The organism is Amycolatopsis sp. NPDC003861 (genome assembly GCF_053605405.1).
In genome coordinates this window covers 1-23,907 of sequence record NZ_JBSGJD010000151.1, presented here as the reverse complement: position 1 = coordinate 23,907, position 23,907 = coordinate 1, and the positions used below count along the sequence as shown (strand labels likewise).

The 23,907-nt window shown below is 72.6% G+C and carries 17 protein-coding genes; 7 read left to right on the top strand and 10 right to left on the bottom strand.

All coding sequences use genetic code 11. The features are described from left to right. The first annotated feature begins 312 nt into the window (after positions 1-312). Entirely contained in the window at positions 313-1,242 is a 930-nt protein-coding gene (locus ACWEVN_RS30900) for an ATP-binding cassette domain-containing protein (RefSeq protein ID WP_452053625.1), read from the top strand. Next, positions 1,239-2,072, top strand: coding sequence for an ABC transporter permease (locus ACWEVN_RS30895; RefSeq protein ID WP_452053624.1), 834 nt, complete (start codon positions 1,239-1,241; stop codon positions 2,070-2,072). Before ACWEVN_RS30900 ends, ACWEVN_RS30895 begins: the two co-directional genes overlap by 4 nt. Here the strand turns inward: ACWEVN_RS30895 and ACWEVN_RS30890 are convergent. After that, entirely contained in the window at positions 2,069-2,455 is a 387-nt protein-coding gene (locus tag ACWEVN_RS30890; RefSeq protein ID WP_449673945.1) for a hypothetical protein, read from the bottom strand. The two genes, ACWEVN_RS30895 and ACWEVN_RS30890, sit on opposite strands and share 4 nt — an antisense overlap. A gap of 62 nt (positions 2,456-2,517) precedes the next feature. After that, positions 2,518-3,123 (bottom strand): hypothetical protein, encoded by a 606-nt coding sequence (locus ACWEVN_RS30885; RefSeq protein ID WP_452053623.1) that lies wholly within the window; start codon positions 3,121-3,123, stop codon positions 2,518-2,520. 52 nt (positions 3,124-3,175) lie between these two features. Between ACWEVN_RS30885 and ACWEVN_RS30880 the strand changes: the two genes are divergently transcribed. Continuing rightward, positions 3,176-3,916: a response regulator transcription factor gene (locus ACWEVN_RS30880; RefSeq protein ID WP_449681201.1), complete on the top strand. Its 741-nt coding sequence runs from the start codon at positions 3,176-3,178 to the stop codon at positions 3,914-3,916. Next, positions 3,913-4,662 (top strand): response regulator transcription factor, encoded by a 750-nt coding sequence (locus tag ACWEVN_RS30875; RefSeq protein ID WP_452053622.1) that lies wholly within the window; start codon positions 3,913-3,915, stop codon positions 4,660-4,662. Before ACWEVN_RS30880 ends, ACWEVN_RS30875 begins: the two co-directional genes overlap by 4 nt. A gap of 16 nt (positions 4,663-4,678) precedes the next feature. Here ACWEVN_RS30875 and ACWEVN_RS30870 read toward each other — a convergent pair whose 3' ends face one another. Genes ACWEVN_RS30870 through ACWEVN_RS30850 form a run of 5 tightly spaced genes read right to left on the bottom strand, consistent with a single transcriptional unit; the run spans position 4,679 to position 16,554 of the window. Beyond that, positions 4,679-5,785 (bottom strand): glycosyltransferase, encoded by a 1,107-nt coding sequence (locus ACWEVN_RS30870; protein WP_452053621.1) that lies wholly within the window; start codon positions 5,783-5,785, stop codon positions 4,679-4,681. Then, positions 5,782-6,558 (bottom strand): alpha/beta fold hydrolase, encoded by a 777-nt coding sequence (locus ACWEVN_RS30865; RefSeq protein WP_310967216.1) that lies wholly within the window; start codon positions 6,556-6,558, stop codon positions 5,782-5,784. The genes ACWEVN_RS30870 and ACWEVN_RS30865 overlap by 4 nt, the downstream gene beginning before the upstream one ends. Next, on the bottom strand, positions 6,546-6,830 hold the full coding sequence (locus ACWEVN_RS30860; protein ID WP_449681204.1) for a phosphopantetheine-binding protein: 285 nt from the start codon (positions 6,828-6,830) through the stop codon (positions 6,546-6,548). Before ACWEVN_RS30860 ends, ACWEVN_RS30865 begins: the two co-directional genes overlap by 13 nt. Further along, a complete protein-coding gene (locus tag ACWEVN_RS30855) occupies positions 6,827-10,645 on the bottom strand; it encodes a beta-ketoacyl synthase N-terminal-like domain-containing protein (protein WP_452053620.1) in 3,819 nt (1,272 codons plus the stop codon). The genes ACWEVN_RS30860 and ACWEVN_RS30855 overlap by 4 nt, the downstream gene beginning before the upstream one ends. Then, a complete protein-coding gene (locus ACWEVN_RS30850) occupies positions 10,639-16,554 on the bottom strand; it encodes an SDR family NAD(P)-dependent oxidoreductase (RefSeq protein WP_452053619.1) in 5,916 nt (1,971 codons plus the stop codon). Before ACWEVN_RS30850 ends, ACWEVN_RS30855 begins: the two co-directional genes overlap by 7 nt. A 205-nt stretch (positions 16,555-16,759) precedes the next feature. Between ACWEVN_RS30850 and ACWEVN_RS30845 the strand changes: the two genes are divergently transcribed. Beyond that, the gene (locus ACWEVN_RS30845) at positions 16,760-17,545 is read left to right on the top strand and encodes an SDR family oxidoreductase (RefSeq protein ID WP_449681207.1); all 786 of its coding nucleotides are present in this window, start codon (positions 16,760-16,762) and stop codon (positions 17,543-17,545) included. 1 nt (position 17,546) lies between these two features. Further along, on the top strand, positions 17,547-18,512 hold the full coding sequence (locus tag ACWEVN_RS30840; RefSeq protein WP_452053618.1) for an aldo/keto reductase: 966 nt from the start codon (positions 17,547-17,549) through the stop codon (positions 18,510-18,512). On the opposite strand, the gene ACWEVN_RS30835 is transcribed toward ACWEVN_RS30840, so the two are convergent. From ACWEVN_RS30835 to ACWEVN_RS30825, 3 genes are all read right to left on the bottom strand, one after another. Beyond that, a complete protein-coding gene (locus ACWEVN_RS30835; RefSeq protein ID WP_449681209.1) occupies positions 18,509-21,118 on the bottom strand; it encodes a CHAT domain-containing protein in 2,610 nt (869 codons plus the stop codon). The genes ACWEVN_RS30840 and ACWEVN_RS30835 overlap by 4 nt on opposite strands. Before the next feature lie 92 nt (positions 21,119-21,210). After that, complete coding sequence (locus ACWEVN_RS30830; protein WP_449681210.1) at positions 21,211-21,393, bottom strand: hypothetical protein; 183 nt, start codon at positions 21,391-21,393, stop codon at positions 21,211-21,213. Between the two features lie 311 nt (positions 21,394-21,704). Continuing rightward, positions 21,705-22,841, bottom strand: a complete 1,137-nt coding sequence (locus tag ACWEVN_RS30825) for a serine hydrolase domain-containing protein (RefSeq protein ID WP_452053617.1) — start codon at positions 22,839-22,841, stop codon at positions 21,705-21,707. 123 nt (positions 22,842-22,964) lie between these two features. Between ACWEVN_RS30825 and ACWEVN_RS30820 the strand changes: the two genes are divergently transcribed. Next, positions 22,965-23,330 (top strand): VOC family protein, encoded by a 366-nt coding sequence (locus ACWEVN_RS30820; RefSeq protein ID WP_452053616.1) that lies wholly within the window; start codon positions 22,965-22,967, stop codon positions 23,328-23,330. Positions 23,331-23,907: the final 577 nt, after the last annotated feature.

Below are 23,907 nucleotides of genomic sequence, written 5' to 3'. Positions count from 1 at the left end.
CCGCTGCGGTCGCGGCGGCCAGGCCGAAGGCGGGCTTTCTCGACTTCCACGAAAACTTCACGGGTCGTCACCTCGGGAAATGGGGGAATTTCGGCAAAGCTACCTCCGTGTTTCCAGGTGAACAAGCCGCTTCCGATTCTTTGTCACGCGCGGGGGATCGCCCGGATCCGGAAGGGTCACGCAGGTCAGCCCTTGTCACGCAGGTGCGATCCGATTCCGCGAAAATTGTCACGTGCCCGGCGAATGGCGGCGGAGTTCTTGATCGAGACGGCCCGGTGCCGATACCTTTTGCGAGGCAGGAAAGGAGCGGCCATGCCCCAGCCGGTCATCGCCGTGACGGACCTCGCGAAACAGTACGGCGAAGTCACCGCGCTCGCCGGGATCAGCCTCACCGTCGCCCGCGGCGCGGTGCTGGCGGTCCTCGGCCACAACGGCGCCGGGAAGACCACCTTGATCGACATCCTCAGCACCCGCGTCCGGCCGAGCGCCGGCACGGCCCGCGTCTGCGGTTACGACGTCGTGCAGCGCGGCCGCGCGGTCCGGCGGCGGATCGGGGTGACCGGGCAGTTCGCCGCGGTCGACGACACGCTGTCCGGCCGCGGGAACCTCGTGCTGATCGCCCGGCTCCTGGGCGCGAAACCGCGGCAGGCGCTCGCGCGCGCCACCGAACTGATCGCCGCCTTCGGCCTCGAAGACGCGGCCGACCGCCCGGCCGGGACGTACTCCGGCGGGATGCGGCGCCGGCTGGACCTGGCCGCGGGCTTGGTCGGCGCACCGCAGGTGCTCTTCCTCGACGAGCCGACCACCGGCCTGGACCCGGTGAGCCGGGCCGGGCTGTGGTCGATCGTCGAGGACCTCGCGGCGCGCGGCACCACGGTCGTGCTCACCACCCAGTACCTCGAGGAGGCGGACCGGCTGGCCGACCACGTCGTCGTCCTCGGCTTCGGGCACATCACGGTGTCGGGGACGCCGGCGCAGCTGAAGGCCCGGCTCGGCACCCGCACCGCGACCTGCACGTTCGGCACCGAACTGGCGCTGCGGCGCGCGGCGGACGCGTTGGCACGCCTCGGTCTCGCGGCCGGCCGCGCCGGGCTGGTGCTGACGGTGCCGCTCTCCGGCCCGGGCGACATCCCGGTGGTGGTCCGCGCCCTCGACGCGGCGGGCGCGCCCCTGCGCGACCTGACGGTGACCGAGCCGACGCTCGACGACGTCTACCTTTCGCTGCACCGGGCGGCATCGTGACCCAATCCCGGCACCACGCGGCCGTCGCCGCGCTGGCCGATCCGGCGGCGTGGCCGGAATCGGGCTTCTGGACGCAGGTCCGCGTCCTGACGGCCCGATCGCTGCGCACGGCGTTCGGCGACCGCCGGCTGGTCTTCTTCGGCCTGCTGCAGCCGATCGTGCTGCTGTTGCTGTTCAGCCAGGTGTTCAGCGGTGTCAGCGCCCTGCCGGGGGTCGCGGCCTACCAGGGTTACGTGAACTTCCTGGTGCCGGCGACGCTGGTCAACATCGCGATGACAACGGCGATGAGCTCGGGGGCGGGCCTCCTGGCGGAGATCTACGGCGGCTTCACCGGCCGCCTGCGCTGCCTGCCGATCTCGCTGTTCTCGGTCCTGGTGGCCCGCACCCTGGCGGACTCGGCGCGGCTGGGCGTCCAGCTGGCGGTGACGGCCCTGGCGAGCGTGGCGTTCCTGGGCTTCCGCCCGGCGGGCGGCGTGGTCGGCCTGGGCTTGGCGTTGGTGCTGACGCTGGTGGTCGGCTGGTGCCTGAGCTGGGTGTTCGTGGCGATCACGACGTGGCTGCGCAAGGCGGAGACGCTCCAGGCGGCGTCGTTCGTGGTGATGTTCCCGCTGATGTTCTCGTCGAGCGCGTACATGCCACTGGACACGATGCCGGCGTGGGTCCGCGCGGTTTCGGCGGTGAACCCGTTGACGTACGCGATCGACGCGACGCGGGCGCTGGCCTTGGGCCGGCCGATCGGCTGGTCGGTGTTGACGGCCTTGGTGATCGCCGCGGTGGCCGCGGTGGCGGGCAGCTTCCTGGCCGCCCGCACCTTCCGCGCCCGCAGCTAGGTGTTCTGGCGGAACTGAACGATGACGTGCCGGACCACGAACGGGTTCTCGTTCTGCGCGTGCAGTTCGACCACGTTCCCGCCCCCGCTCTTCAGGTGCGATGCGGGGAACGCCGACACGATCGTGTTGTAGGAGTCCGCTTTGCCCTGCACCAGTTGCGGAAGTGGGTGATCGTTCACGATGATGCGGATGGCACTGAAGCCGTGCGGCGCGTCCTTGTGCACGCTGAAGGTGAGTGTGATGCAAGCATTGTTCCGCTCGACACCGTCGGCCTTGAGGATGTTCCTCGCTCCGGTCGCGAACGGCGGCGACTTCCACTTGCCGCCGACCGACTGCTCGACTTCGTTCCGGTCGATGACGACAAAATCGGCAACTTCAGCCATGATTTCCCTCGATTCTCTTCGCTGCGAGTTCTTACCTCTTGGCACTCCACGTCCGGCGGTGATCACAGACCGCCGACGAAGCTCGTGTCTTTGATGCAATCGGAGTACTCTTCCACCGCTTCCGCGTAATCGATCTTTCGCGCGGACAAACCGACTTCGAGCATCTCGAGGCCGGCTCGGGCAGCCTGCGCCCGTCTGACGCGCTCGTCGACGGAGTGGGATTTCAGCGCCTGGGTCGCGATCGTGGCGGTGAGCGAGCAGAACATCGCGGCCGCGCAAAGCAGCCGCCAGGCCGGAGACGACAGCCCCAAGGTCGCCGTCAACCAGTCCGCGACCGGCTTCCCGCCCAGGGCCGGTGCCGCGGTGAGGGTCGTGGCCAAGGTTCCCGTGACGCCGTTCAGGTTGAGCAGCCGACGCCGGTGGGATGTGGCTCGCTCCAGGTATGTTTCCAATTTTCCGCGTTTGGCCCGGACCCAGCTGACCAGCACCGTCCGGGGATCCTCGTCACCCGATACTTCCGGTTCGGCAATTGACGACATGGCCTCCTCCTCGTGTTCCCCGTCCGAGGATGCGACGAGCAGAGCGAAGAAGATATTCGCCTCAAGGCGTATTTTCCCGGCCCTGGAGCGTACGATGCTTTCGACGAGGGGGTGGTCACCGATGGCCACGAATCTGTCCGAGCGTGATCTTCGCGCGCTGGTACAAGTGGCGGAAGCAGGCATGCGCGACGATCCCACCGACGCCATGCCGTGGGCCGCGCTGGAGGCCCTGCTCGCGCTGGTCCCGGGGGATTCACTGGTTTTCAAGGAACTCGACGTCACCGGCAGGCAGGTGCCGGTGTTCCAGACACTCGCCGACGGCGAACGGCAGCTGGAGTTCGACGGTGCAGGAGACAGCCGGTCGAACGACGGGTTCTGGCAGCTGCGCAGGACGTTCCTGCCATGCGCCTACCCCGACCGCACCGGGGATCTCACCAGCATCACGTTGTGGTCCGACTTCTACTCCACCCGGGAACTGCGAGGCGCTCCGATGTACGCGGAGCTCTACGGCCGTCAGGGCCACCGCTTCAGCCTGCTCGTTTCCCTGCCCGCCCCCTTCGGCCACACCAGGAGGATGCAGATCTGGCGGGACGGCGGACGCGACTTCGACGAGCGCGACCGGCTCGTCCTGCAGTTGCTCAGACCGCACCTGCACGAGATCCACCTCCATGCCCGGCGACGCCGCGCGGGCGTCCCCCGGCTCACTCCACGAGAACTGGACGTCCTCCGGCTCGTCGCCGAAGGATTGAGCAACGCCGACATCGCGCGACGGCTGTTCGTCTCGGTCGGGACCGTGCGCAAGCACATCGAGCACATCTTCGATCGCACCGGCGTCCGCACTCGCGCCAAGGCGGTCGCGCTCGTCCTGCCGCACCTGGTCCTCGATCCGGCAACCGGATGGGACGGCGATCCGGGCCGATGAGTGAATTGCTGACCGAAGCCGACCTGCGTCTGCTCATGTCCGTGGTCGAAGAAGGCCGCCGCGATGAGCCGACCGCCGGGCTGCCGTGGGCGCTTCTCGACCGGCTGGCGCTGCTCATCCCCTGCGAAGCCATCTCCTGTCCCGAATTCGACCTTCCGCACGAGCTGCCGATGCGCGACCAGTGGTGGGAAGGTGGCGACCGGACACTCGAACTCGGCGCGGAGGGCGACGTCGAGGTCACCGAGTACTGGGAGTCGTTACGCAGCTTCGAACCGTGTACGTATCCCGAACGCACCGGGGATCGGCTGACGCCGGTCCGGTGGTCCGACTTCTACACCTGGACGCAGTTACGCGAAGTTCGGCATTACGCCGACTACCGCCGTGCCGAGGGTTTCCGGTACGGCATGCACCTCGCGATTCCCGCTCCGGCCGGCATCGTCCGCAAGATCTCCCTGTGGCGCGGGCCCGGCCACGACTTCACCGAACGCGATCGGCTGGTCCTCCAGCTCCTGCGTCCACACCTGTGGGAGATCCACGACGCCCGGCGCCACCCGGCCGGCTTGCCGAAACTGACCAACCGCGAACAGCAGGTTCTGCGTCTCGTGGACGCCGGGCTGGGCAACTCCGAAATCGCGCGTGAGCTGTACATCTCCGTAGCCACCGTGCGCAAGCACCTGGAGCACATCTTCGACCGCACCGGCGTCCGCACCCGCGGAGCGGCCGCCGCCGTCATGCGCGGACGCTGACCGGGACTCCGCGGGGTCACCCCAACGACTCCAGGTGCGTCGCCGCCTCTTCCGCGCCGCCGGCTGCCTCGAACGACTCGCGGATTCGCGCCGCCCCTTCCGCGTACTCCGGCGCCGACTCGATCGCCTTGCGGATGTCCGCCGCCTTCGCGCGGTCGAAGCGCAGCCGTACCCCCGCCGAAGCCGCGACCACCTGCTGGGCCAGCATCGACTGGTCGTCGCGGATCGGGGCGACCACCAACGGCACCCCGGCCGCCAACGCTTCGCACACCGTGTTGTGGCCGCCGTGGCAGACCACCGCCGATGCCCTCGCGAACACCGCCACCTGCGGGATCCGCCGGGCCAAGGTCACGCTCTCGCTGATCAGCGCGCCGGCCGGATCCACCACCAGCCCCTGCACCGACGGCATCCCGGCCAGCGCGTCCACGCTCTCCGCGAGGAACCTCGCGCCCGCCGAGGCGTTCGACGTCCCCAGCGTGACCACGACCAGCGGGCGTCCATCCACAACGGACCACTCGTCCGACGCGACCGGCAGCACCGGCCCGACGAACGCCACCGGCACCGCCAGGCGGGGATCTCCGGCCAAGGCGCGGGTCGTGAACGCCAGCACCAGGTGCGGTGAGAACCGCAGGTCGCCGAGCAGCACCCCGTGGCGAGCGCGCAGCCCGGCCTGGAGCTCCGACACCCAGGAGGCGATCTTCGGCAACGACCCCAGCGGGTCGGCCAGCTCGGTGGACGTCGAGGCCGACGTCGCCCACGGCAGCCCGCACCGCGCCGCCACCAGCGCCCCCGCCATAGCCTGCTGGTCCACCACGACCACGTCCGGCTCGAACGCCGAGACCGCCGCCGCCACGCCCGGCACCATCGCGTCCGCGAGCGGCACCAGGTACGACTCCCACAGGTACTTCAGCGCCGCGAACCCGCGCAACCCCGGCGGCCGCAGGGACAGCTCGAACGGCGCGGAATCCCCGGCCGGGAACGCCGGACCACCGACCAAAGTGGACAGAGCGGGCTCGGGACCGCACCAGGCGACGGAATGGCCCCGCGCGGAAAGCACGTCAGCCACCCCGCGCAACGGCGCCACGTGCCCGGCCAGTGGCGGCACGACCAGCAGGAACCTCACGCCGCGTGCCGCCCGATCCAGCGAAGCACCAGCTCGCGCACCTCGCGGTGCTGCTCGACCAGCACCGAATGCCCCTGCCCCTCGAACACGTGCAGCTCGCCGTTCGGCAGCAGCGACGTCAGGGCTTCGAGGTCGTCGGCCTGGTAGCCGTGACTGCCCAGGATGGACAGCACCGGGCAGCCGATCGCCGCCACCTGCTCCCACGTCAGCAACGGCCCGAGCGGGACCTCCTCGGCCATCTTCGTCGACGTGATCCGCTCGGCCGCCATCCGCGCGAGCCGCCGGTGGTGGGCGCTGAAGTTCGCCTCGATCCAGTCGAAGCTCTCCTCCACCTGCAGGAACCGCACGGTGTGCGCGAGGATCGCGCTCATCTTCTCCGCCCACACCTCGGTCGCCGGCTCGGATTCGATGCACACGATGCTGCGGACCCGGGACGGACACGCGACGGCGTAGCTGTAGGCCAGCGTGCCGCCGAAGCTGTTGCCCACCAGGTGCACCGGCCGGTCGACGCCGAGCTGCCGCAGCAGGTCGTCGAGGTCGGCGACGAAGTCCCCGAGCGTGTACCCGCGCTCCGGCCGCTCGGTCTTGCCGTGCCCGCGCAGGTCGTAGCTGATCACGTCGATCCCGGCGGCCGCGACCGGCGGGGCGAGGGTCAGGTAGAAGCTCGCCAGGCTGTCGGTGCCCATGCCGTGCAGGAACACCACGGTTTCGGTGCCGCCGGCGGGCACGAGCTGCACGTTCGTGCGCAGCCCGTTGACGGTCATCGTGGGCACGTGCGCTCCCCCACGAACCGGGCGATGTCGCCGACGGTCAGGCCGATGACGTCGTCGAGGTCCTTCTCCGCCAGGTACTCGGCGAGGTTGACGTCCGGCCCGAAGTGCTCGGCGAGGATGCTCGCGAAGGTCACCAGGTCGATGCTCTCCAGCTGGAGGTCCTCGTGGAACGTCGTGTCGGGCGTGATCTCGACGCCGAGGACTTCGGCGTCGCCGACGAGCTCGGCGAGCAGCTCGGCGACGACGTCGAACGTGGTGGACGCGATGGTCATTTCGTGCTCCCGAGGTGTGCGATGGCGGTGTCGCCGTCCAGCTCGACCGGGACGGCGAAGCGCGGCAGGTCCCGGTGCCGTCCGGACACCGTGCCGTCGTCGTGGACGCGGATTTCCGCCGGGTAGACGGGTTCGCCGAGCCGGGCGCGGACGGCGTCCTTGACGGCGATCCGCCGCAGCAGCCAGCCGCGCTGCTGCCGCGGCGGGACGGCGGCGAACTCGGCGCGTTCGGACGCGCTGAGGTAGATCCCGGCGTAGATGTCCCGCGCGGCGACCGTCGGCCAGCGGTCGGTGACGGCCACCGAGCCGTCGTCCCGCCGTTCGGCGAGGAGGTGCTCCGCCGGGAACGCGTAGACGCGGTGGGCGGCACGGTCGCACGGGAACCGGACGTCCCGCCAGCCTTCGATGCTCGCCAAAACGTCACCGTCGCCAGTCAGCTGGGCGTCCATCTCGAGGACGTCCGGCCGGGGCAACCGGACCCGCACCAGGCACTCGAGCCGCGTCCCGGGCGCCGGTTCGGGGCCGTGCCAGGTCAGCCGGCCGATCGAGCGCGGGAAGGCCAGGAGGTCGTCGGCCCGGGTGGCCATCAACCAGCAGCCGAGCAGCTGGCCGACGTTGTCGAGCAGGCCGCCGGGCGCGTCCGGGACGACCAGTTCGCCGCGGATGTGCTGCTCGCCGAGGCCTACCAGCCGGGCCAGGCCTTGGTACGCGGGGCCGTGGAACATCTCGCGCCGCGCGTAGACCTCGGCCGCGGACAGCGGCGGCGCCGTCTCCGGTCCGGGCACTTCGGCCCGGGCCGGTGGTGGCGAGAAGGTCCCGAGTTCGACGGTCATCAGCGCGTACGGCCCGATTTCGACGGTCACGTGGTCGCCCTCGCGGCTCATCGACAGCGGCACCTGCTGCGCCGGAGCGGCGATGAGCCAGCGGGAGAACACCGCGTCGCGCACCGCGACCGCCGCCGTCCCCGGCCAGGTGCGCTCGACGGCCCGGCAGGCGAGGTCGACCAGGGTCGTCGCGGGGACGACCGGACGGAAGTCCGACTCGTCGGGCCAGTCGTCGCGCTGCCGGAAGAACCGGTGGTCACGCAGGTACGGCATGGCGGCCAGGGACACGTCCACAGTGGACTCGACGCGGCGCCGGGCGGCCGCGACGACGTCCGCCGCGGCCTGGCGCGTTTCGGTGAGCAGCGCGGTGAACTCGGCGACGATCGGGTCCGGCACCCCGGCCGGCAGGCCCGGCTCGTCCAGCAGGCCGCGCGCCGACTCCCCCAGCGAGAGCAGGGAATTCCCGGTGGTGAGCCGGATCCGCCGCGGTTCCAGCGCCGCGAAGTCCGGGTCGCCGCCCTCGGTCCACAACGCGGTGGTGAGCCGCCGGAGCTGCGCGAGCCCGGGCCGGGTGCCGGACGCGGCCGCGACGACCAGGTGCCGCCGCTCGCCGAGCGTGTCGGCGACGAACGAGCCCAGCTGACCGGCACCGACCTGCACGAACACCCGGAACCCGGCGTCGTGCAGCGCCTCGGTCAGCTGCCGGAACCGGACCGGGCGCAGCAGGTGGTCGAGGTAGAGCCGGCGGACGTCGGCCGGGTCCGCCGGGTACGGCCGCGCGGTCGTCGCCGACCAGACCGGCAGCGCCGGCGCGCGCAGGTCCAGGTCCGCGACGAGCCGGGCGAAGGGCGTGAGGTGCGGTTCCATCAGCGGGGTGTGGAAGCCGGACCGGAACGGCAGGGTCGTGGCCACGATCCCCGCGCCCCGGCACGTCGCCGCGAAATCCGCGACGACGTCCGGCGGCCCGCACACGATCGTCTGCTTCGCCGCGTTTTCGTGGGAAACGACCAGGTCAGCGGGCAGCAGCTCGGCCACGCGGGCCGCCGAGGCGCCCAGCACGAGGTAGTCCGCCTCCGGCAGCTCGAAGCCGTCCGGCCAGTAGCGCGCCACCGCGTCCGGTGCCGCCGTGTACATCCCGGCGGCCTGCATCGCGGTCCACTCCCCGACGCTGTGCCCGGCGAGCGCGTCCGGCCGGATCCGCAGCCGCCGCAGGACGTCGTCGAGCAGCAACCCGGCCGCCGACACGCTCGCCGCGCGGTCGAGCACACTCGCCGTCGACCACTGTGGACGGTCGAGCGCGAAGTGCCGGGCGACGTCGTCGAGGCGGGGTTCGCCGCCCGCTTCCAGTCCCGGGTGGACGAAGGCCGTCTTCCCGCCAGGCAGCAGGGGATCGACGCTGCACCAGATGTCGCCGGCGCCGTGCCACGACCGGCCCTCGGCGGCCACCTTGGCGATCACCCGCCGGGCCGTGGCCCGCTTGCGCTCGTCGGGGCCGACGATCCCGAGCCGGCACGGGCCGTCCCCCGCGCCGGGCGTGTCGAGCTGGTCCAGGAGGTCCTCCGGCGTGCGCGCGGCCAGACGCAGCACGCGTTCCGGCTCGTCGACCCGCACCCGCCGCTTCGGAGCCGGATCCCCGGCTTCGAGCACGACGTGGGCGTTCACCCCGCCGAAGCCGAACGCGTTGACCGCGGCCACCCGCGGCAGCGCGCCCCACGGCTCGGCCTCGGCCAGCACCCGGAACCGGGTCTTGTCGAGCAGCGGGTTCGGGTCGGCGCAGTGCAGCGTCGGCGGCAGGACGCCGTGGTGCAGCGCGAGGGCCACCTTGACCAGCCCGGCGACCCCGGCGGTCGGCAGCGTGTGCCCGATCATCGACTTCACCGAGCCGATCACCGCGCGGCGCCCGGCCGCCGGGCCGAAGACGTCGGCGACCGTGGTCAGCTCGGCGGCGTCCCCGGCGGGGGTCGCGGTGCCGTGCGCTTCCAGCAGGCCGATTTCCGCGGGATCGCGGCCCGCCCAGGCGCGGCGCAGGGCAAGGGTCTGGCCGGCGACGGACGGGCTGAGCAGGCTCGCACCCCGCCCGTCGCTCGACGTGCCGCAGCCGCGGATCACGGCGTACACGCGGTCGCCGTCGCGGCGGGCGTCGGCCAGCCGCTTGAGCACGACGATCGCGGTGCCCTCACCGATGAGCATGCCGTCCGCGTCGCGCGACAGCGGGCTGATCCGCTGGCTCGGCGACAGCGCGCCGAGCTGGGTGAACAGCGACCACAGCGTGTCGTCCTGCGTCTGGTGCGCGCCGCCGGCGAGCACGACGTCGCAGCGGCCGCGGGCCAGCTCGCCGATCGCCTGGTCGACGGCGACCAGCGAAGACGCGCAGGCGGCGTCGACGGTATACGCCGGGCCGCCGAGGTCGAGCCGGTTCGCCACCCGCGCGGCGGCGAGGTTCGGCACCAGCCCGGCGGCGGTCTCGGGCCGGAACTCGCCGAGCGGTTCCAGCAGCGCCGTCCGCAACCGTTCGAGGACGGCCGGACCGGCCGACGGCATCAGCTCGCCGACCGTGCGGGTGATCTGCCGGACGGTGCGGACGCGCTGGTCGAAGCCCTGCAGCCCGGGCGAGAGGTAGCCGCCGCGGCCGAGCACGACGCCGATCCGCTCGGGGTCGCCGAGCCGGCCGAGGCCACCGGCGTCCGCGACCGCGCCGACGGCGACGGCCAGCGCCGTCAGTTGGTCCGGCTCGGTGCCGTCGAGGGACGTCGGCGGGACACCGTGGGCGACCGGGTCGAAGTCGAGGGTGTCCGCGGTGAAGCCGCCACGCCGGCCGTGGGTGCGGTCCGGCGCGGCGCCGTCGCGGCCGTGGAACTCCGGGTCCCGCCGGTGCGGCGGGACGTCGGTGACGGCGTCGGTGCCGTCGACCAGGTTCCGCCAGTACTGGTCCACTGTGGACGCGCCGGGCAGGAACACGCCCATGCCGACGATCGCGACCGGGGTCACCACAGCGACGCCGTGTACAGCACCGCACGGTCCGTGCCGTAGGCGAGTTCGCGCAGCAGTGCCGCGGTGGCGCCGGCCGGGTCGAGCAGGGCGACGTCCCGGCGTTCGTACTCGCGCGCCAGCTCCGGCGAGACCATGCCGCCGTGGTCCGGCTCCGGCGCCCACGGTCCCCAGTGGACGGTGACGGCACGACCCGGCCAAGCCGTACCGAGGGTTTCCAGCGCGTCGTTCGCGGCGGCGTAGTCGGTCTGGCCGCGGTTGCCGAGCACGGCGGCGATGCTGCCGAAGAAGGCGACGAACCCGGGTTCGGCCTGGAGCGCTTCGAGCAGGGCGCGTGCACCGTCCACTTTGGTGTCGAAGACGGTCCGGAACGACGCTTCGTCCTTGTCCGCCATCAGCTTGTCGTCGATCACCCCGGCGGCGAAGACGACGCCGTCGACCCGGCCGCCCAGGTCCTCGACCAGCCGGCGGACCGCGTCCGCGTCACGGACGTCGAGCGCGTGGTAGGCCGGCGCACCGCCGGCGGCGCGGATCTGGTCGAGGGTCCGGCCGATCTCGCGCTGGGCCAGCACGGTCCGCACCCGGCGTTCGATGCCGGCCACCGAGCCGCCGCGGCCGGCGAGCACCGCCCGCATCGCGGCCGGATCGGCGGGCAGGTCGTTCGGTTCGCCGGGCCACGGCGTGCGCCCGGCCAGCTCGATCCGGGCCCCGGAGGCGGCGAAGGCGACCGCCGCGTGGGCGGTGATCCCCCGGGCCCCGCCGATCAGCAGCACGACGGAGTCCGGGCCCAGGCCCAGCGCGGCGAGTTCGCCGCTGACCGGACCGGCGCCGGAGTAGGCGATCGACGGCAGGTCCGCCGGCCGCGGCTCGACGGTGAACCGGCCGGCGTTGTCGTGCCCGACGACCGCGGGGCCGTCGCTGAGGGCTTCGTCCACCAGCGTTTTCGCCACGTCCTGCGTGACCTCGACGAGCCGCGTGACCCCCTCGCGTTCCAGCGCGGCCGACCGGACCAGGCCCCTCAGCCCGGGGACCGCGTCCGGCTCCGCCGCCACGAGAACGTCCCCGCGCAGCGCCTTGAGCCGGGTGAACACCTCGGTGAGGTCGCGGGCGAACAGCACGGTGAGGTCCGCGTCCCCGGTGACGACTTCCGCCCCGGCCGCGGCGAACGCGGCCCGCACGGCGTCGTCCGGCGCGGCCACGGTCTTCCCGCGCAGCCGCCCGGGATCCGGGTCGAGCGGCACCGGTACCCGCTCGAGCCGGTACCGGGTGGGCGCTTGCGTGGCCGGCGTGGGGTTCAGCCAGCTTTCCAGGTGTGCGGTCAGCGCGTTCGCCGTGCGGTCGCGGCTGAGCTGGTCGGTGCGGTCGTCGGTGGGGAGGCCGAGGCGGGACAGCAGCGTGCCGGCGATTTCGGTCCGCTTGATGGAGTCGATCGAGAGGTCGGCTTCCAGGTCGAGGTCGCCGGCGATCATCTCGGCCGGGTAGCCGGTGCGCTCGCTGATCACGCCGATCACCGTGCCGAGGACGTCGGCCGGGGCTTCGGGTTCCGGCTGCGGCTCTTCGATCCGCCGCTCGTCGAGCACCACCGGGACCGGGGCGGGCGCCGGACCGGGCGCGGGTGCGCTGCCGAGGTAGCCGAGCATGACCTCCCGCTGGGCGGCGACGAGCTCGCGGGTGGTGCGCAGGAAGTCCACGATCGCCTGGTCGCGGCCGGGCGCGGGCTGGGTCATGGCGGTACTCCGGATTCGTCGGGCCGGGGGCAGGGCGGGGACGGCGGAGCCGGGCGCGCGGACGGACCGCCCGTCCACGGCCCAGGCGGTCGGGGACGGTTCGGGGGGCTTCGGCCTGGCCAGCCGCTCGGTCCGGACGTCGACCCCGGCTTCGGCCAGTGCGGTGAGCGCGGCCAGGAAGCCGGTGAGGTCGGGCCCGCAGGCGACGACGGTGTGCGGCCGGTCGCCGAGGATGTCCTTGACCAGCCTCGACAGGACCCGCCCCGGCCCGGCTTCGACGAAGATGCGCGCTCCGGCCGCGTACATGGCCTCGATCTGATCGAGGAACCGCACGGGGGCACCGATCTGCGCGGCCAGTTCGCCGCGCACGTCGTCTTCGTACGGCTGGGCGGTCCGGTTGGCCCACACGGGTTTCCGCGGCGTCCCGATCGTCGCTTCGCTCAGCTCCCGGGCGAACACCTCGCCCGCACCGGCGACCAGCGGGCTGTGGAAGGCACAGGCGACGGGGATCCGCTGGGCGGAGACGCCGACTTCTTCGAGCCGCCGGATGGCCCGTTCGACCGCGGCGACGGGTCCGGAGAGGACGACCTGCTCGGGTGCGTTGTGGTTGGCGACGACGACGTCCGGGCCGATCAGCGTGGCGGGGAGCATGTCGCGGTTCGCTTTGACGGCGGCCATCGTCCCGGGCCGGGCGACCTGCGCGATGGCTTGCGCGCGAGCCCGGCTGAGGCGCAGGAGGGTCGCGGTGTCGAAGGCCCCGGCGACGGAGAGGGCCACGAGTTCGCCGTAGCTGTGCCCGGCCAGGAAGTCGGGGTGGACGTTGAGCTGGCCGAGAAGCTTCACGACGGCGGTTTCGACGAGCCCGAGCGCGGGCTGGGCGACCCGGGTGTCGGTGAGGGCGCTTTCCCGGGCGTCGGCGGCCTCGGCGGTGAAGGCTCGGGGCGGAAAGGCCGTCGCGGCGACGTCGGGCGCGAGGCGAAGGAGTTCGGCGAGTTCGGGGAAGTGGACGAAGAGCTCGGCGAGCATGCCGGTGCGCTGGCTGCCCTGGCCGGGGAAGAGAAAGGCGATCTTGCCGGAGTCGCCGGCCGCGGCGAGCCCGCCGGGATTGCCTGCCGCGGCGATCTTGCCGGAGTCGCCAGCCGCGGCGAGCTCGCCGGAGTCGGCCGCAGCGATCTTGCCGAGGTCGCCGGCCGCAGCGAGCCCGCCGGGATCGCCTGCCGCGGCGATCTTGCCGGAGTCGGCCGCGCCGTGCCGCCTCGCCGTGGGCGGCTGCTGCCCCGCCACCGCGCGTTCCAGCTCGGCCAAAGCCTTCTCGGCCGCCGGTGTCCAATCCCGCAACCCGTGCCGGCGATCCGGGGCCACCGGTGCCGCGCCCAGGACGGCGTGGAAGTTCGTCCCCCCGAAGCCGAACGCGCTCACTCCGGCGAGCCGGGCCGGGTGCGCCCACGGCCGGGCCGCCGTCGTGAACGTGAACGGGCTCGCGGCCGGGTCCCAGGCGTCGTTCGGCCTGGTCAGCTGCAACGTCGGCGGGACCACCTCGTGCCACAGCGCCAGCGCCGCCTTGATCAGCCCCGCCAAGCCCGCCGCGCACTTCGTGTGGCCGATCTGGCTCTTCACCGACCCGAGCACGCACGAACCCGCCTCCGCGCCCGCCTCCGCGAAGAACGCCGTCAGCGTGCGCAGCTCGGTGGCGTCGCCCACCACCGTTCCCGTGCCGTGGGCCTCCACCAGCCCCACGTCCACAGGGGACACTCCCGCGTCGCGGTACGCCCGCTCCAGCGCCCGGCGCTGCCCGTCCGGCCGCGGCGCCGTCAAGCCGAGCGCCTTGCCGTCACTGGCCGCGCCGACGCCCTTGACCAGTGCGTAGATCCGGTCGCCGTCGCGCTCGGCGTCGGACCGGCGCTTCAGCACCAGGCACGCCACGCCCTCACCCAGCGCGATGCCGTCGGCGGCCGCGTCGAACGGACGGCAGCGGCCCGTCGGGGACAGCGCGCCCGCCGACGTGAACATCAGGTAGTCGTGGATGCCGTTGTGCAGGTCGACCGCGCCGCAGAGGACCAGCGAACTCGTGCCGGCGCGCAATTCCTTCGCCGCGAGGTCGAGCGCGGCCAGCGACGAGCCGCACGCCGCGTCCACCGTGTAGTTCGCGCCGCCGAGGTCGAGGCGGTTCGCGATCCGGCCGGAAATGACGTTGGCCAGCGTGCCCGGGAACGTGTCTTCGGTCGGCTCGGGCAGCTGGGCGAGCAGCTCGGGCGGCACTTCGTCGAGGTAGCCGTCGAGCAGGGACCGCAGCGTGCCCGCGTTCGCCAGGTCACCGCCGGCCTCCGCGCCGAACACCACGCTCGTGTGCTCGCGGTCGAAGTCCCGGTTCGCGTACCCGGCGTCGGCCAGCGCGCGGCGCGCCGTCTCCAGGGCCACCAGCTGCGCCGGGTCGATGCTGCCCATCGCCGACGGCGGGATGCCGAATTCCAGGGGGTCGACGTCCAGCTCGGGCAGGAAGCCGCCCCACTTCGACGTCGACTGTCCGAAGTAGACGTCCGGGTCCCAGCGCTCGCGGGGGACTTCGGTGACGGCGTCGTCGCCGCGGAGGATGGCCGACCAGAACGCCGGCAGGTCGGACGCGCCGGGGAAGGTGCAGGCCATGCCGATGATCGCGAGGTCGCCGGAGTCCGGCACCGGTTCTTCCGGGCGGACGAACGTCTTCCCGGCGGTGACCTCGCGGTGCAGCTCGGCGATGGTCGACCGGCGGTCGCGCAGGACAGCCACCTCGCCCGCCATGAACATCCCCTCGGCCAGCTGGGTGGCCGTGTCGAGGGCCTCGCCGTCGCGGCGGACGCCCTTGCTGGCGACGCGCAGCCGTCCGGTGTTCAGCTCCTCCAGCCGTTGCCACGCTTCGGGTGTGTCCCCCAGACCGGCTTTGACCTGCGCGAACTCCGCCGTGTACGGGCTGGGCAGGCAGCGCGTGCGGTGGCCCGGCGCGGTTTCCAGCGTGACGGTCGTGTCCGCGGCGAGCGCGCGGTCCTGGAACAGGCCGGTGATCGCGCCGTGCGCCACGGCTTCTTCGGTGAACAGGTAGGCGGTGCCCATCAGGACGCCGGCGGCGTCGAGCGGCTCGGCCATCGCGGCGACCATGGCGGCCGAACGGGCGTCGTGGATCCCGCCTGCGAAGAGCACCTCGACGTCCTTCGCGGCGCCGAGGACGGCCAGTTGTTCCTCCCACAGCGCGAAACTCGCCTTCGGGCCGACGTGCCCGCCGCACTCGGCGCCCTCGAAGACGAACCGGCGGATCCCGGCGTCGAGGTACTGGCGAAGCAGGACCGGCGAGGGCACGTGCAGGAACGTCGCGATCCCCTCGGCTTCCAGGGCCTTGGCCTGCCCCGGTTTGCCGCCCGCCACCAGCACGCACCGCGGCCGCGCCACGCGGATCGCGGCGAGCTGGGCGACGCGCAGGTCGTCGGGGACGAAGCCGAGGATGCCCGCGCCCCAGGGGCGGTCGCCGAGGCGCTCGGCGGTCCGGGCGAGCAGCTCGGTGGTGCGCGCACCGTTCGCCGTGGCGACCGCGACGAACGGGAACCCGCCCGCGTCGGCGACCGCGGCCGCGAAGCCCGGCTGATCGCTCACCCGCGTCATCGGGCCCTGGACGACCGGGAGCGCACTGCCCAGCGTCGCGCACAACCGCGTGCCGAGGCCGGCCGAGAGCACCTGAGCGCCGACGATCCGTCCGACGTCCACAGTGGATTCGACGACGACGCCCGCCGCGCCTCCGGCGAGCGCACCCACCGCCGTCCGCGGCCCGGCCACGCGGCCCCAGACCGGGACGTCGAAGGTGTTCAGGAGCTGTTGCAGCAGAACGAAGTCACTCAGGTCACCACCGCGGGCGACGAGTCCCAGCGCGCCGCCGCGAACGGCTTCGGCGGCCGTGGCGACGTCCGCGACCTCGGCGAGCGCCCCGGCCCACGGCGCTTTCGTGCGGACGGCGAAGGCCGCACCCAAGGGCACCGGGCCGTCCGTCCGCACCGCGTACGGCACCCGGACGCGGGCCGCGACCAGCCGCAGGTCCGCGGGATCGGCACCGTCGAGGACGCCGAGGCCGCCGCCGCGCGCGACCGCGGCGACCACGTCGGGATCGCCGACCCCCAGGCACCGCAGCCGACGAGCGTGCGACGGCGGGACGAGCTCGGCCATCGGCGGACCTCCTGTGCGCGGGGCGTTGCGATCTTCAGGAATAACGCACGAGGCACCGGAAACGCAATACTCGTGCTAACGTGCAAAACCGTGGAACAAGGCAAGATCATGGCCCTGAGCAGCACTTTTATCACCTGCATCGCAACCAGGAAATACATTTCCCGCACGCACGTGACAATTCGAAGCTGAAATATCTGGAGCTCGCGTGGAACTGACTGGACGCGTGGTCGCGCTGACCGGCGCGGCACACGGAATCGGGGCCGCCATGGCCCGCCGCTTCGCCGCGGAAGGCGCGGCCGGGGTGGTCGTGTCCGACGTGGACGCCGCCGGCGCCGCCCGGGTGGCGGCCGAGATCACCGCCGCGGGCGGCCGCGCCGTCGGGGTGGCCGCCGACGCGACGTCCAAAAAGGACCTGAAGGCCCTGGTCGCGACGGCCCGCGCGGAGTTCGGCCACCTCGACGTGTTCTGCGCCAACGCGGGCGCCGCGTTCGGCACCGGCGTGCACGCGGCCGACGAGCAGTGGCAGCGGTCGTGGGAGATCAACGTCATGCAGCACGTCCACGCCGCGCAGGTGGTGTTGCCCGCGATGCTGGCCCGCGGCGAAGGGTATCTGCTGATCACGGCGTCGGGTGCCGGCCTGCTCGGCATCCCGGGCGACGCGCCCTACTCCGTCACCAAGCACGCGGCCGTCGGCCTCGCCGAGTGGCTGGCGATCACCTACCGGCCGCGCGGGGTGCGGGTCAGCGCGCTGTGCCCGCTCGGCGTCCGGACGGCGCTGCTGGAGCCCGGCATCGCCGCCGGCCACCCGGCCGCGCTGGCCATCGCCGCGGCGGCCCCGCTGATCGACCCCGAAGACGTCGCCGAGGCGGTCGTGCGCGGGCTCGGCGCGGAGGAATTCCTGATCCTGCCGCACGAATCGGTGCGGGAGTCCTTCGCGCGCAAGGCCGGCGCGGTCGACGCGTGGATCGACGAGATGGCCGTGGGAGGCTGACGTGGAGTACCGCAGGGTCGGCGCGAGCGGCCTCGCCGTCAGCGAGATCGCCTACGGCAACTGGCTGACGCACAGCGCGCCCGGCTGCGTCGCGGCGGCGCTGGACGCGGGTATCACGACGTTCCACACCGCGGCGGCCTGGGACGGCGGCGCCGCCGAAGCCGCGTTCGGAGCGGCGTTCGCCGGCGTGCGCCGCGAAGACCTGGTGCTGTGCACCGGCGTGTTCTGGCCGGAAGGGCCGGGCCCCAACGACGCGGGGTTGAGCCGCAAGCACGTGATCGCGTCCCTGGAGGGCTCGCTGCGGCGGCTGCGCACCGACTACGTCGACGTCCACCAGCTGCTGCGCTTCGACTACCGCACGCCGGTCGCGGAGACGTTCCTCGCGCTGTCGGACCTGGTGCGGCAGGGGAAGATCCGGTACGTGGGCACGTCGGAGTGGACGGCCGAGCAGCTGCTCCAGGCCCACGAAGCCGCCACGCGGTACGACGTGCCGCTGATCGCCAACCAGCCGCACTACTCGATGCTGTGGCGGGTGCCCGAGGCGCAGGTGATGCCGGTGGGCGCGCGGATCGGCGTCGGGCAGTTCGCTTCGGTGCCGCTCGCGCAGGGCGTGCTGACCGGCAAGTACCGGACGGGGCGGATTCCGGCGGGCTCACGCGGGGCCGGGCCGTCGTCCGCGCGGCCGTTGCTCCTGCCGGAGCTGCTGGAGCGGGTGGAGCTGCTGCGCGGCGTCGCGGACGACGCCGGCCTGACGATGGCCCAGCTCGCGCTGGCGTGGACGTTGCAGCACGAGACGGTCGCCTCGGCGGTCGCCGGCGCGAGCACACCGGAGCAGGTCACGGAGAACGCCAAGGCCGCCGGCGTCCGCCTCGACCTCGACGTGCTGACCCGGATCGACCACCTGCTCGGCAGCTTCGTCCAGACCGACCCGCGGCTGGTGTGGTCGCCGCCGGCCCAGCTGACCTAGCCTGCGCCCAGGCAGACGAACGGGCGCCGGAACGGATCGACGGCGATCGCGTCGGCCAGCGCGAGCGCCGGGCTCTCCCGGACGGCCAGCGCGCGGTAGTAGTCGTCCATCGCGGCGGCCGAGGCGAGGTCGCCGACGCGGGACAGCGGCGCGATCACCGTCCGGGAGCCGCTGGCCAGCAGCGCGCTGGCGAAGCCGAGGGCTTCGTCGCCGGGCCGGATCCGGTTCATCGCGAGCTCGCACGCGGCGAACACGACCTGCCGCGGCGGCTGCCGGAGCCCGGCCATCTCGTGCCCGAAGAGGGCACCGTCGGCGAGTTCGAGCCGGGAGAACAGCGCGTTCTCCGGCTCGTGGGCGCCGTGCGCGGCGAAGTGCGCGAGCTTGGCGCCGTCCATCGCGCGCAGCACGGACTTCACGGTGGCCTTGGCCCCGGTCATCGTCGTCGCGGTGCGGTAGTGCGTGGTGAGTTTCTCCAGCTCACCGCGGGCGCCGGCCAGCCCGGGCCCGCGGACGAGCACGATCTTGCGCGCCCGCGACGACTTCGTCAGCTCGGCGGCGAGCCACGCTGTCGCCGACGGCGCGACGACGGTCGGCCGCCCCCGCAACCCGGGCAGCACCCCCCACGGCACGGCGTACAGCGGCCCGGTCGGGACGACGACCAGTTCGCGGTCGCCGATGAGGTCGGCGAGGGGCTGGATGAGCTGCGTATCGAGCTTGTCCGCCTGCTTGTGCGCCGACGTCATGACGACCTCGGCCAGCCGCTCGGGCAGGTTGTCGGGGGCCAGGGCGTCGAGGTCGACGTTGAGCACGCGCGCGGATTCGGCGGCGGATTCTGCGGACCCGAGCCGCACGAGCCGGCACTCGCCCCCGGCGACGACGACGGCGACGAGCTCGTCCCCGGAGGCGGCGAAGCTGACCATGGCCCGCTCGCCGAGCCGCGCGACGACCTCGGCCAGCCCGGCCACCGGCCGCGGCCGGCCCCACCGCCCGGTGTGCCAGCCGAGCCGCTGGGCTTCCCGCAGCCGTTCGTTGTACTTCGCCCGCAGCCCGGCGATGGGGTGGCCGTCGTGCTGGGCTTCCTGGATGGCCTGCCCGAGCCCCCGCACCTCGGCCACGCGCGCGGCGAGCTCCGGATCGGTCCCGGCGGAGAGCGGTTCGTAGCGGTAGGTCTGGGCGCGCGTCCGTTCGAGCCAGACGAACAGCCGCCGCGCATCGTTGCGCTCCAGCACGAGCTTCACGGCGAGATCGGCCAGCTCCTGCCCGTGCAGAGCGGTTCCGGAGACGAGGTCCAGCCCACCCATCCGATCCCGGACGGCATCGAGCTCGGTGAGCCCGGACCGGATCTCGGTGAGCGCCTTCGCCCGGTCCCCCTGGGCAACGGCGAGCTCGGCCCGGCAGAGCCGCCGGAGCATCCGGTAGTCGATGGGGGTCAGCTGACCCGGGCGAGGGACCTTCTGGAGGGTCTCGACGGCCCGCTTGAGGTTCCCGCGCCGGACGTCCAGCCGGACGGCGAGCATCCGCGCGGTGGCGGCCTGCTCGGTCAGGCGCGGAACCGGCAGCGTCTCGGCGGTCCGGATCGCCCGGTGGGGCAGCGCCGCCGGGATTTCCCCGGACCGCAGTGCTTCCCGGACGTCCGCCTGCAGGCCGATGATCTTCGCGTTCCCGACGCAGGTCTGGCAGCCCACCTTGAGCATCCGGCGCCGGGCCGACCCGGCCATCTGCCGGGCGAGCCCGAGCTCGTCCGCCATCAGCGCGGCTTCCGCGCGGTGCAGCTCGATGTAGGCCAGCTCGCGGGTGACGCTCGGCTGCGACTGCATCGCCGCCATCAGGTCGTCGAGGTGTTCGCCCGCCTCACCGGCCAGGCCCGCGGCCAGCAGCGCCTCGGCCTGCTCCAGCCGGAGCTGCGACGGCACGTCGAGATCGAGCGCCCGGTACGACCGCTCGCTGACCTCGTACAGGCGCAGCGCCTCCGGCACGTCGCCGGTCCGCAGGGCCAGGGTGCCGAGGAACCGGCGCCCGTCCGCCGCGTCGGCGCGCAGCTCGAACTTCTCCGCGAGCTCGATCGCGCGGTTGAGGTCTTCGCGGGCCTGGGCGACGTTGCCGAGCTTCGTGTGGACCCAGCCGGTGGCGGCCAGGGTCTGGACCAGGCCGACCATCCGGGGCTCGGGTTCGGGGGTGTGGTCGAGCCAGTAGCGCCGGTGCTCCATCGACGCGGCGAAGTACGCGAGGCTCTCCTCGTTCCGGCCGACGCTCATCAGCCGCGCCCCGTAGTTGTGCTCCAGCGCCGCACTCAGCTCGGCGCGCACGACGGGGTCGACCACCCCGTTGATCAGCAAGCGGACGTCGTTCAGCCCGGCCAGGCCGGCCTTGAAGTCTCCGGTGATCTCCGACGTGAGTGCCACGAGCGTGCTGGAGAGCCGGATCCGCGTGATCATCCAGTCGGTGTGGTGCTCGGGTTCGACCGGATACATCGCCTCCAGCAGGCCCATCCCCTTGCGGAGGAGGCGGACACCCTCGTGGAAACGCCCGAGGCAGGAGACGTCCGAAGCGGTCTGCTGGAGTTTGCGGACCCTGTCGATGGTCTCGGACGGGTCCAGCTTTGTCACAGGCACTCTCCTATGACAGCACAGGCGAAAGCAGAACGGAGCCCGCCTACCGGTCAAAGATCGGCAGGCGGGCGGTCACAGCTTGGTGAAGCTCAGTTGACCTTCTGGTAGCACGGAGGTGCGCAGTTCGGCGTCACGACCGGCTCTTCCTTCAGGTGGTCGTGACCGACGTGCACCCAGCCGAACTGGTCGGGTTCGGGGTGCGGGACCACCGGGCCGGCCTTCTCGACCGGCTCCGGCGTTTCCTCCGGCTTGACATCCGTGGGCGTCGACATGGTCGATCTCCTCTCCCCTGGGGATCTTCATGGGGACGCTGCCGTGACGGTGAGTCCCCCTGTCGCGAGGCCCTCTCCCCGCGAACGGACCAATAGTTTCACATCGGAGCAATGATCGGGAGAGTTTTTGCTACGGAAAGTCAGTCCGAAGCGCGTGAGCAGCGTTGATGTCCCGCCCGGAACGTCCTAAAGGGTGAAGTCTGTAACGACGTCCACTACAGACGTGCATTCCGCCCCCTGGGCGAGCGGTGTTGCTCCGGATACGGACCGTGACGACCGGACGGTCCGGCCCGAGTGTCCCGTGTGGACGGCTAAGCCGTCGCCGCCGCGTGGACCGCGCGAACCAGGCGAGCGTTTTCCGGGGCCGCGCCGCCCGGGAAGGCGAACCGGCGGCGGTTGTAGCCGTACGCGAGACCGCTGCGGGGGTCGGCGAAGGCCTGGGAGCCGGCCGCGCCACTGTGGCCGAAGGCGCCCTGGCCCAGCACCGGGTAGTCGTCCGAGACGATCGCGAAGCCGAGCCCGAACGCGTTGCGGTTGCGGGTCGAGAGGTCGTCCCCGATCGAGTGGATCTGCGCGAACTCGGCCGCGGTCTCCGGACGCAGCAGCGGCTCCGGGCCGCCGATCACCGCCGCGTACATGCCGGCCAGGCCCCGGGCCGACGCGACGCCGCCCACCGACGCCGGGCTCAGCTGCCGGACCAGCTTGAGGTTCGGCAGCTCCCAGAGCTCGGGCGCCTTCGGGTGGTTGCGGTTGAAGGCGATGCCCGTGATGCTGTCCGGCCCGGTCGCGTTCGCCTCCAGCTCGGCCAGCTGCTCCGGCGTCGGCAGCATCGGCTGCGTGGTGAGGAAGCGCGGCTCCAGCTCCTCGGGCAGCCCGAGGTAGAAGTCCAGGCCGAACGGCTTCCGGACGCGCTCTTCGAAGTGCTCCTGGATGCTGCGGCCGGTGACGCGCCGGACGACCTCGCCGGTCAGGGCGCCGATCACGAGAGCGTGGTAGCCGAACGCGGTGCCGGGCCGCCAGTAAGGCCGCTGCGGGGCGAGCCGCTCGGCAATGACGCGATCGTCGGCGAGCTCTTCGGCGCTGAACCCCTCATCGGCACCCACGACGCCGGCGCGGTGCGCGAGCAGGTCCCGCAGGGTGATGGCGTCCTTGCCGGCGGCGCCGAACTCCGGCCAGTAGTGGGCGACCCGCTGATCGAGCTCGAGCACACCGTCCTGCACGAGCAGCGCGACGACCAGGTGCGCGGCCCCCTTCGTGGAGGAGAAGACGCCGGTCAGCGAGTCACCGGTGATGGCGGGCCCGGTCCACAGGTCGACGACCCGTTCGCCGCCGACGTGCGCAACGAGCTGCGCGGCGTAGTCACCGCCTTGATCGACCGCAACGGCGGCGAACTCCTCCCGGACGGACTCGAACCCAGCGGCAACGGTCCCCTGCACGTGCTCGGACATGGCGGCTCCCTCGGTGATCTCGACGTCTGCGCCAGGAACCAACCCACGAGAAGCCGAGGTATTCCGGCCGTTCGGTGTTTCGGAACGCGGTAGAGACGCGGCCGCGCGGGTACCAGTCCGATCATGAAGCTGACTTCCACCGTGCTCGGCACGCCGGAACCCCGCGCGCTCGCCGAGTTCTATTCGAAGCTCCTCGGCTGGCCGATCCGCACGGACGAGCCGGAGTGGGTGACCCTCTGCCCGGACGACGGCAGCGCCGGCCTGTCGTTCCAGCTGGAGACCGGGCACATCCCGCCGGTGTGGCCGCAGGCCGAAGGTGCCCAGCAGATGCAACTGCACCTGGACATCGAGGTGGATGATTTAGAGCAGGCAACGGCGGCGGCGACCGCGGCGGGCGCGGTGGTCGCCGAGTTCCAGCCGCAGGAGGACGTTCGAGTGTGCTTCGACCCGGCCGGGCATCCGTTCTGTCTTTGGACGCGCGAAGGGTGAGGTTGGGCCGGGGCTGCTTACCTAGGATTCACGCTGAAGCGGGCAGCGACGGTCGCCGAGGTTGGCGCCTTCGGCGGGGCGCTGGTCGAGGGCCTTGGTCTAGCGCGGTTCCCGATGTGTCGCGTGATCCGGGCGGACTTTCGCGGGCGGGCCGGCCGGGGAGGCGTGCGCGGCCGGGTCGATTCCGCGCAACGCAGCGGGACGGGTGTTGTGCCAGCACGGAGGTGCTTAGTGGCGCGGAAGCCTCACGCGGGTCATCAGCAGGTGGGCAGGCGCCGTCGGTACGGAACCACTCCAGCAGAGTGGACGAAAGCCGGTGACCCGGAAACACGGCGCGGGTCACCAGCGGGGCAAACCGGGCACGAAGGCACAGCGCAGCCCGGCAACAGACGGCCAGGTACGAAGGCACGACGCAGACCGGCAACAGGGCCGGCAGGCGCGCGGGCACGGAGGCACGACGCAGGCCAGCAACAGGCGGGCAGGCGCGCAGAGCGCCCCGGGCCCGGTTCAGGACGCCAGCGGGCGCGGGCGGGCGCTAAGGGCGCAGGAGCCCGGCGCGGGCCATCAGCGGGGCGGG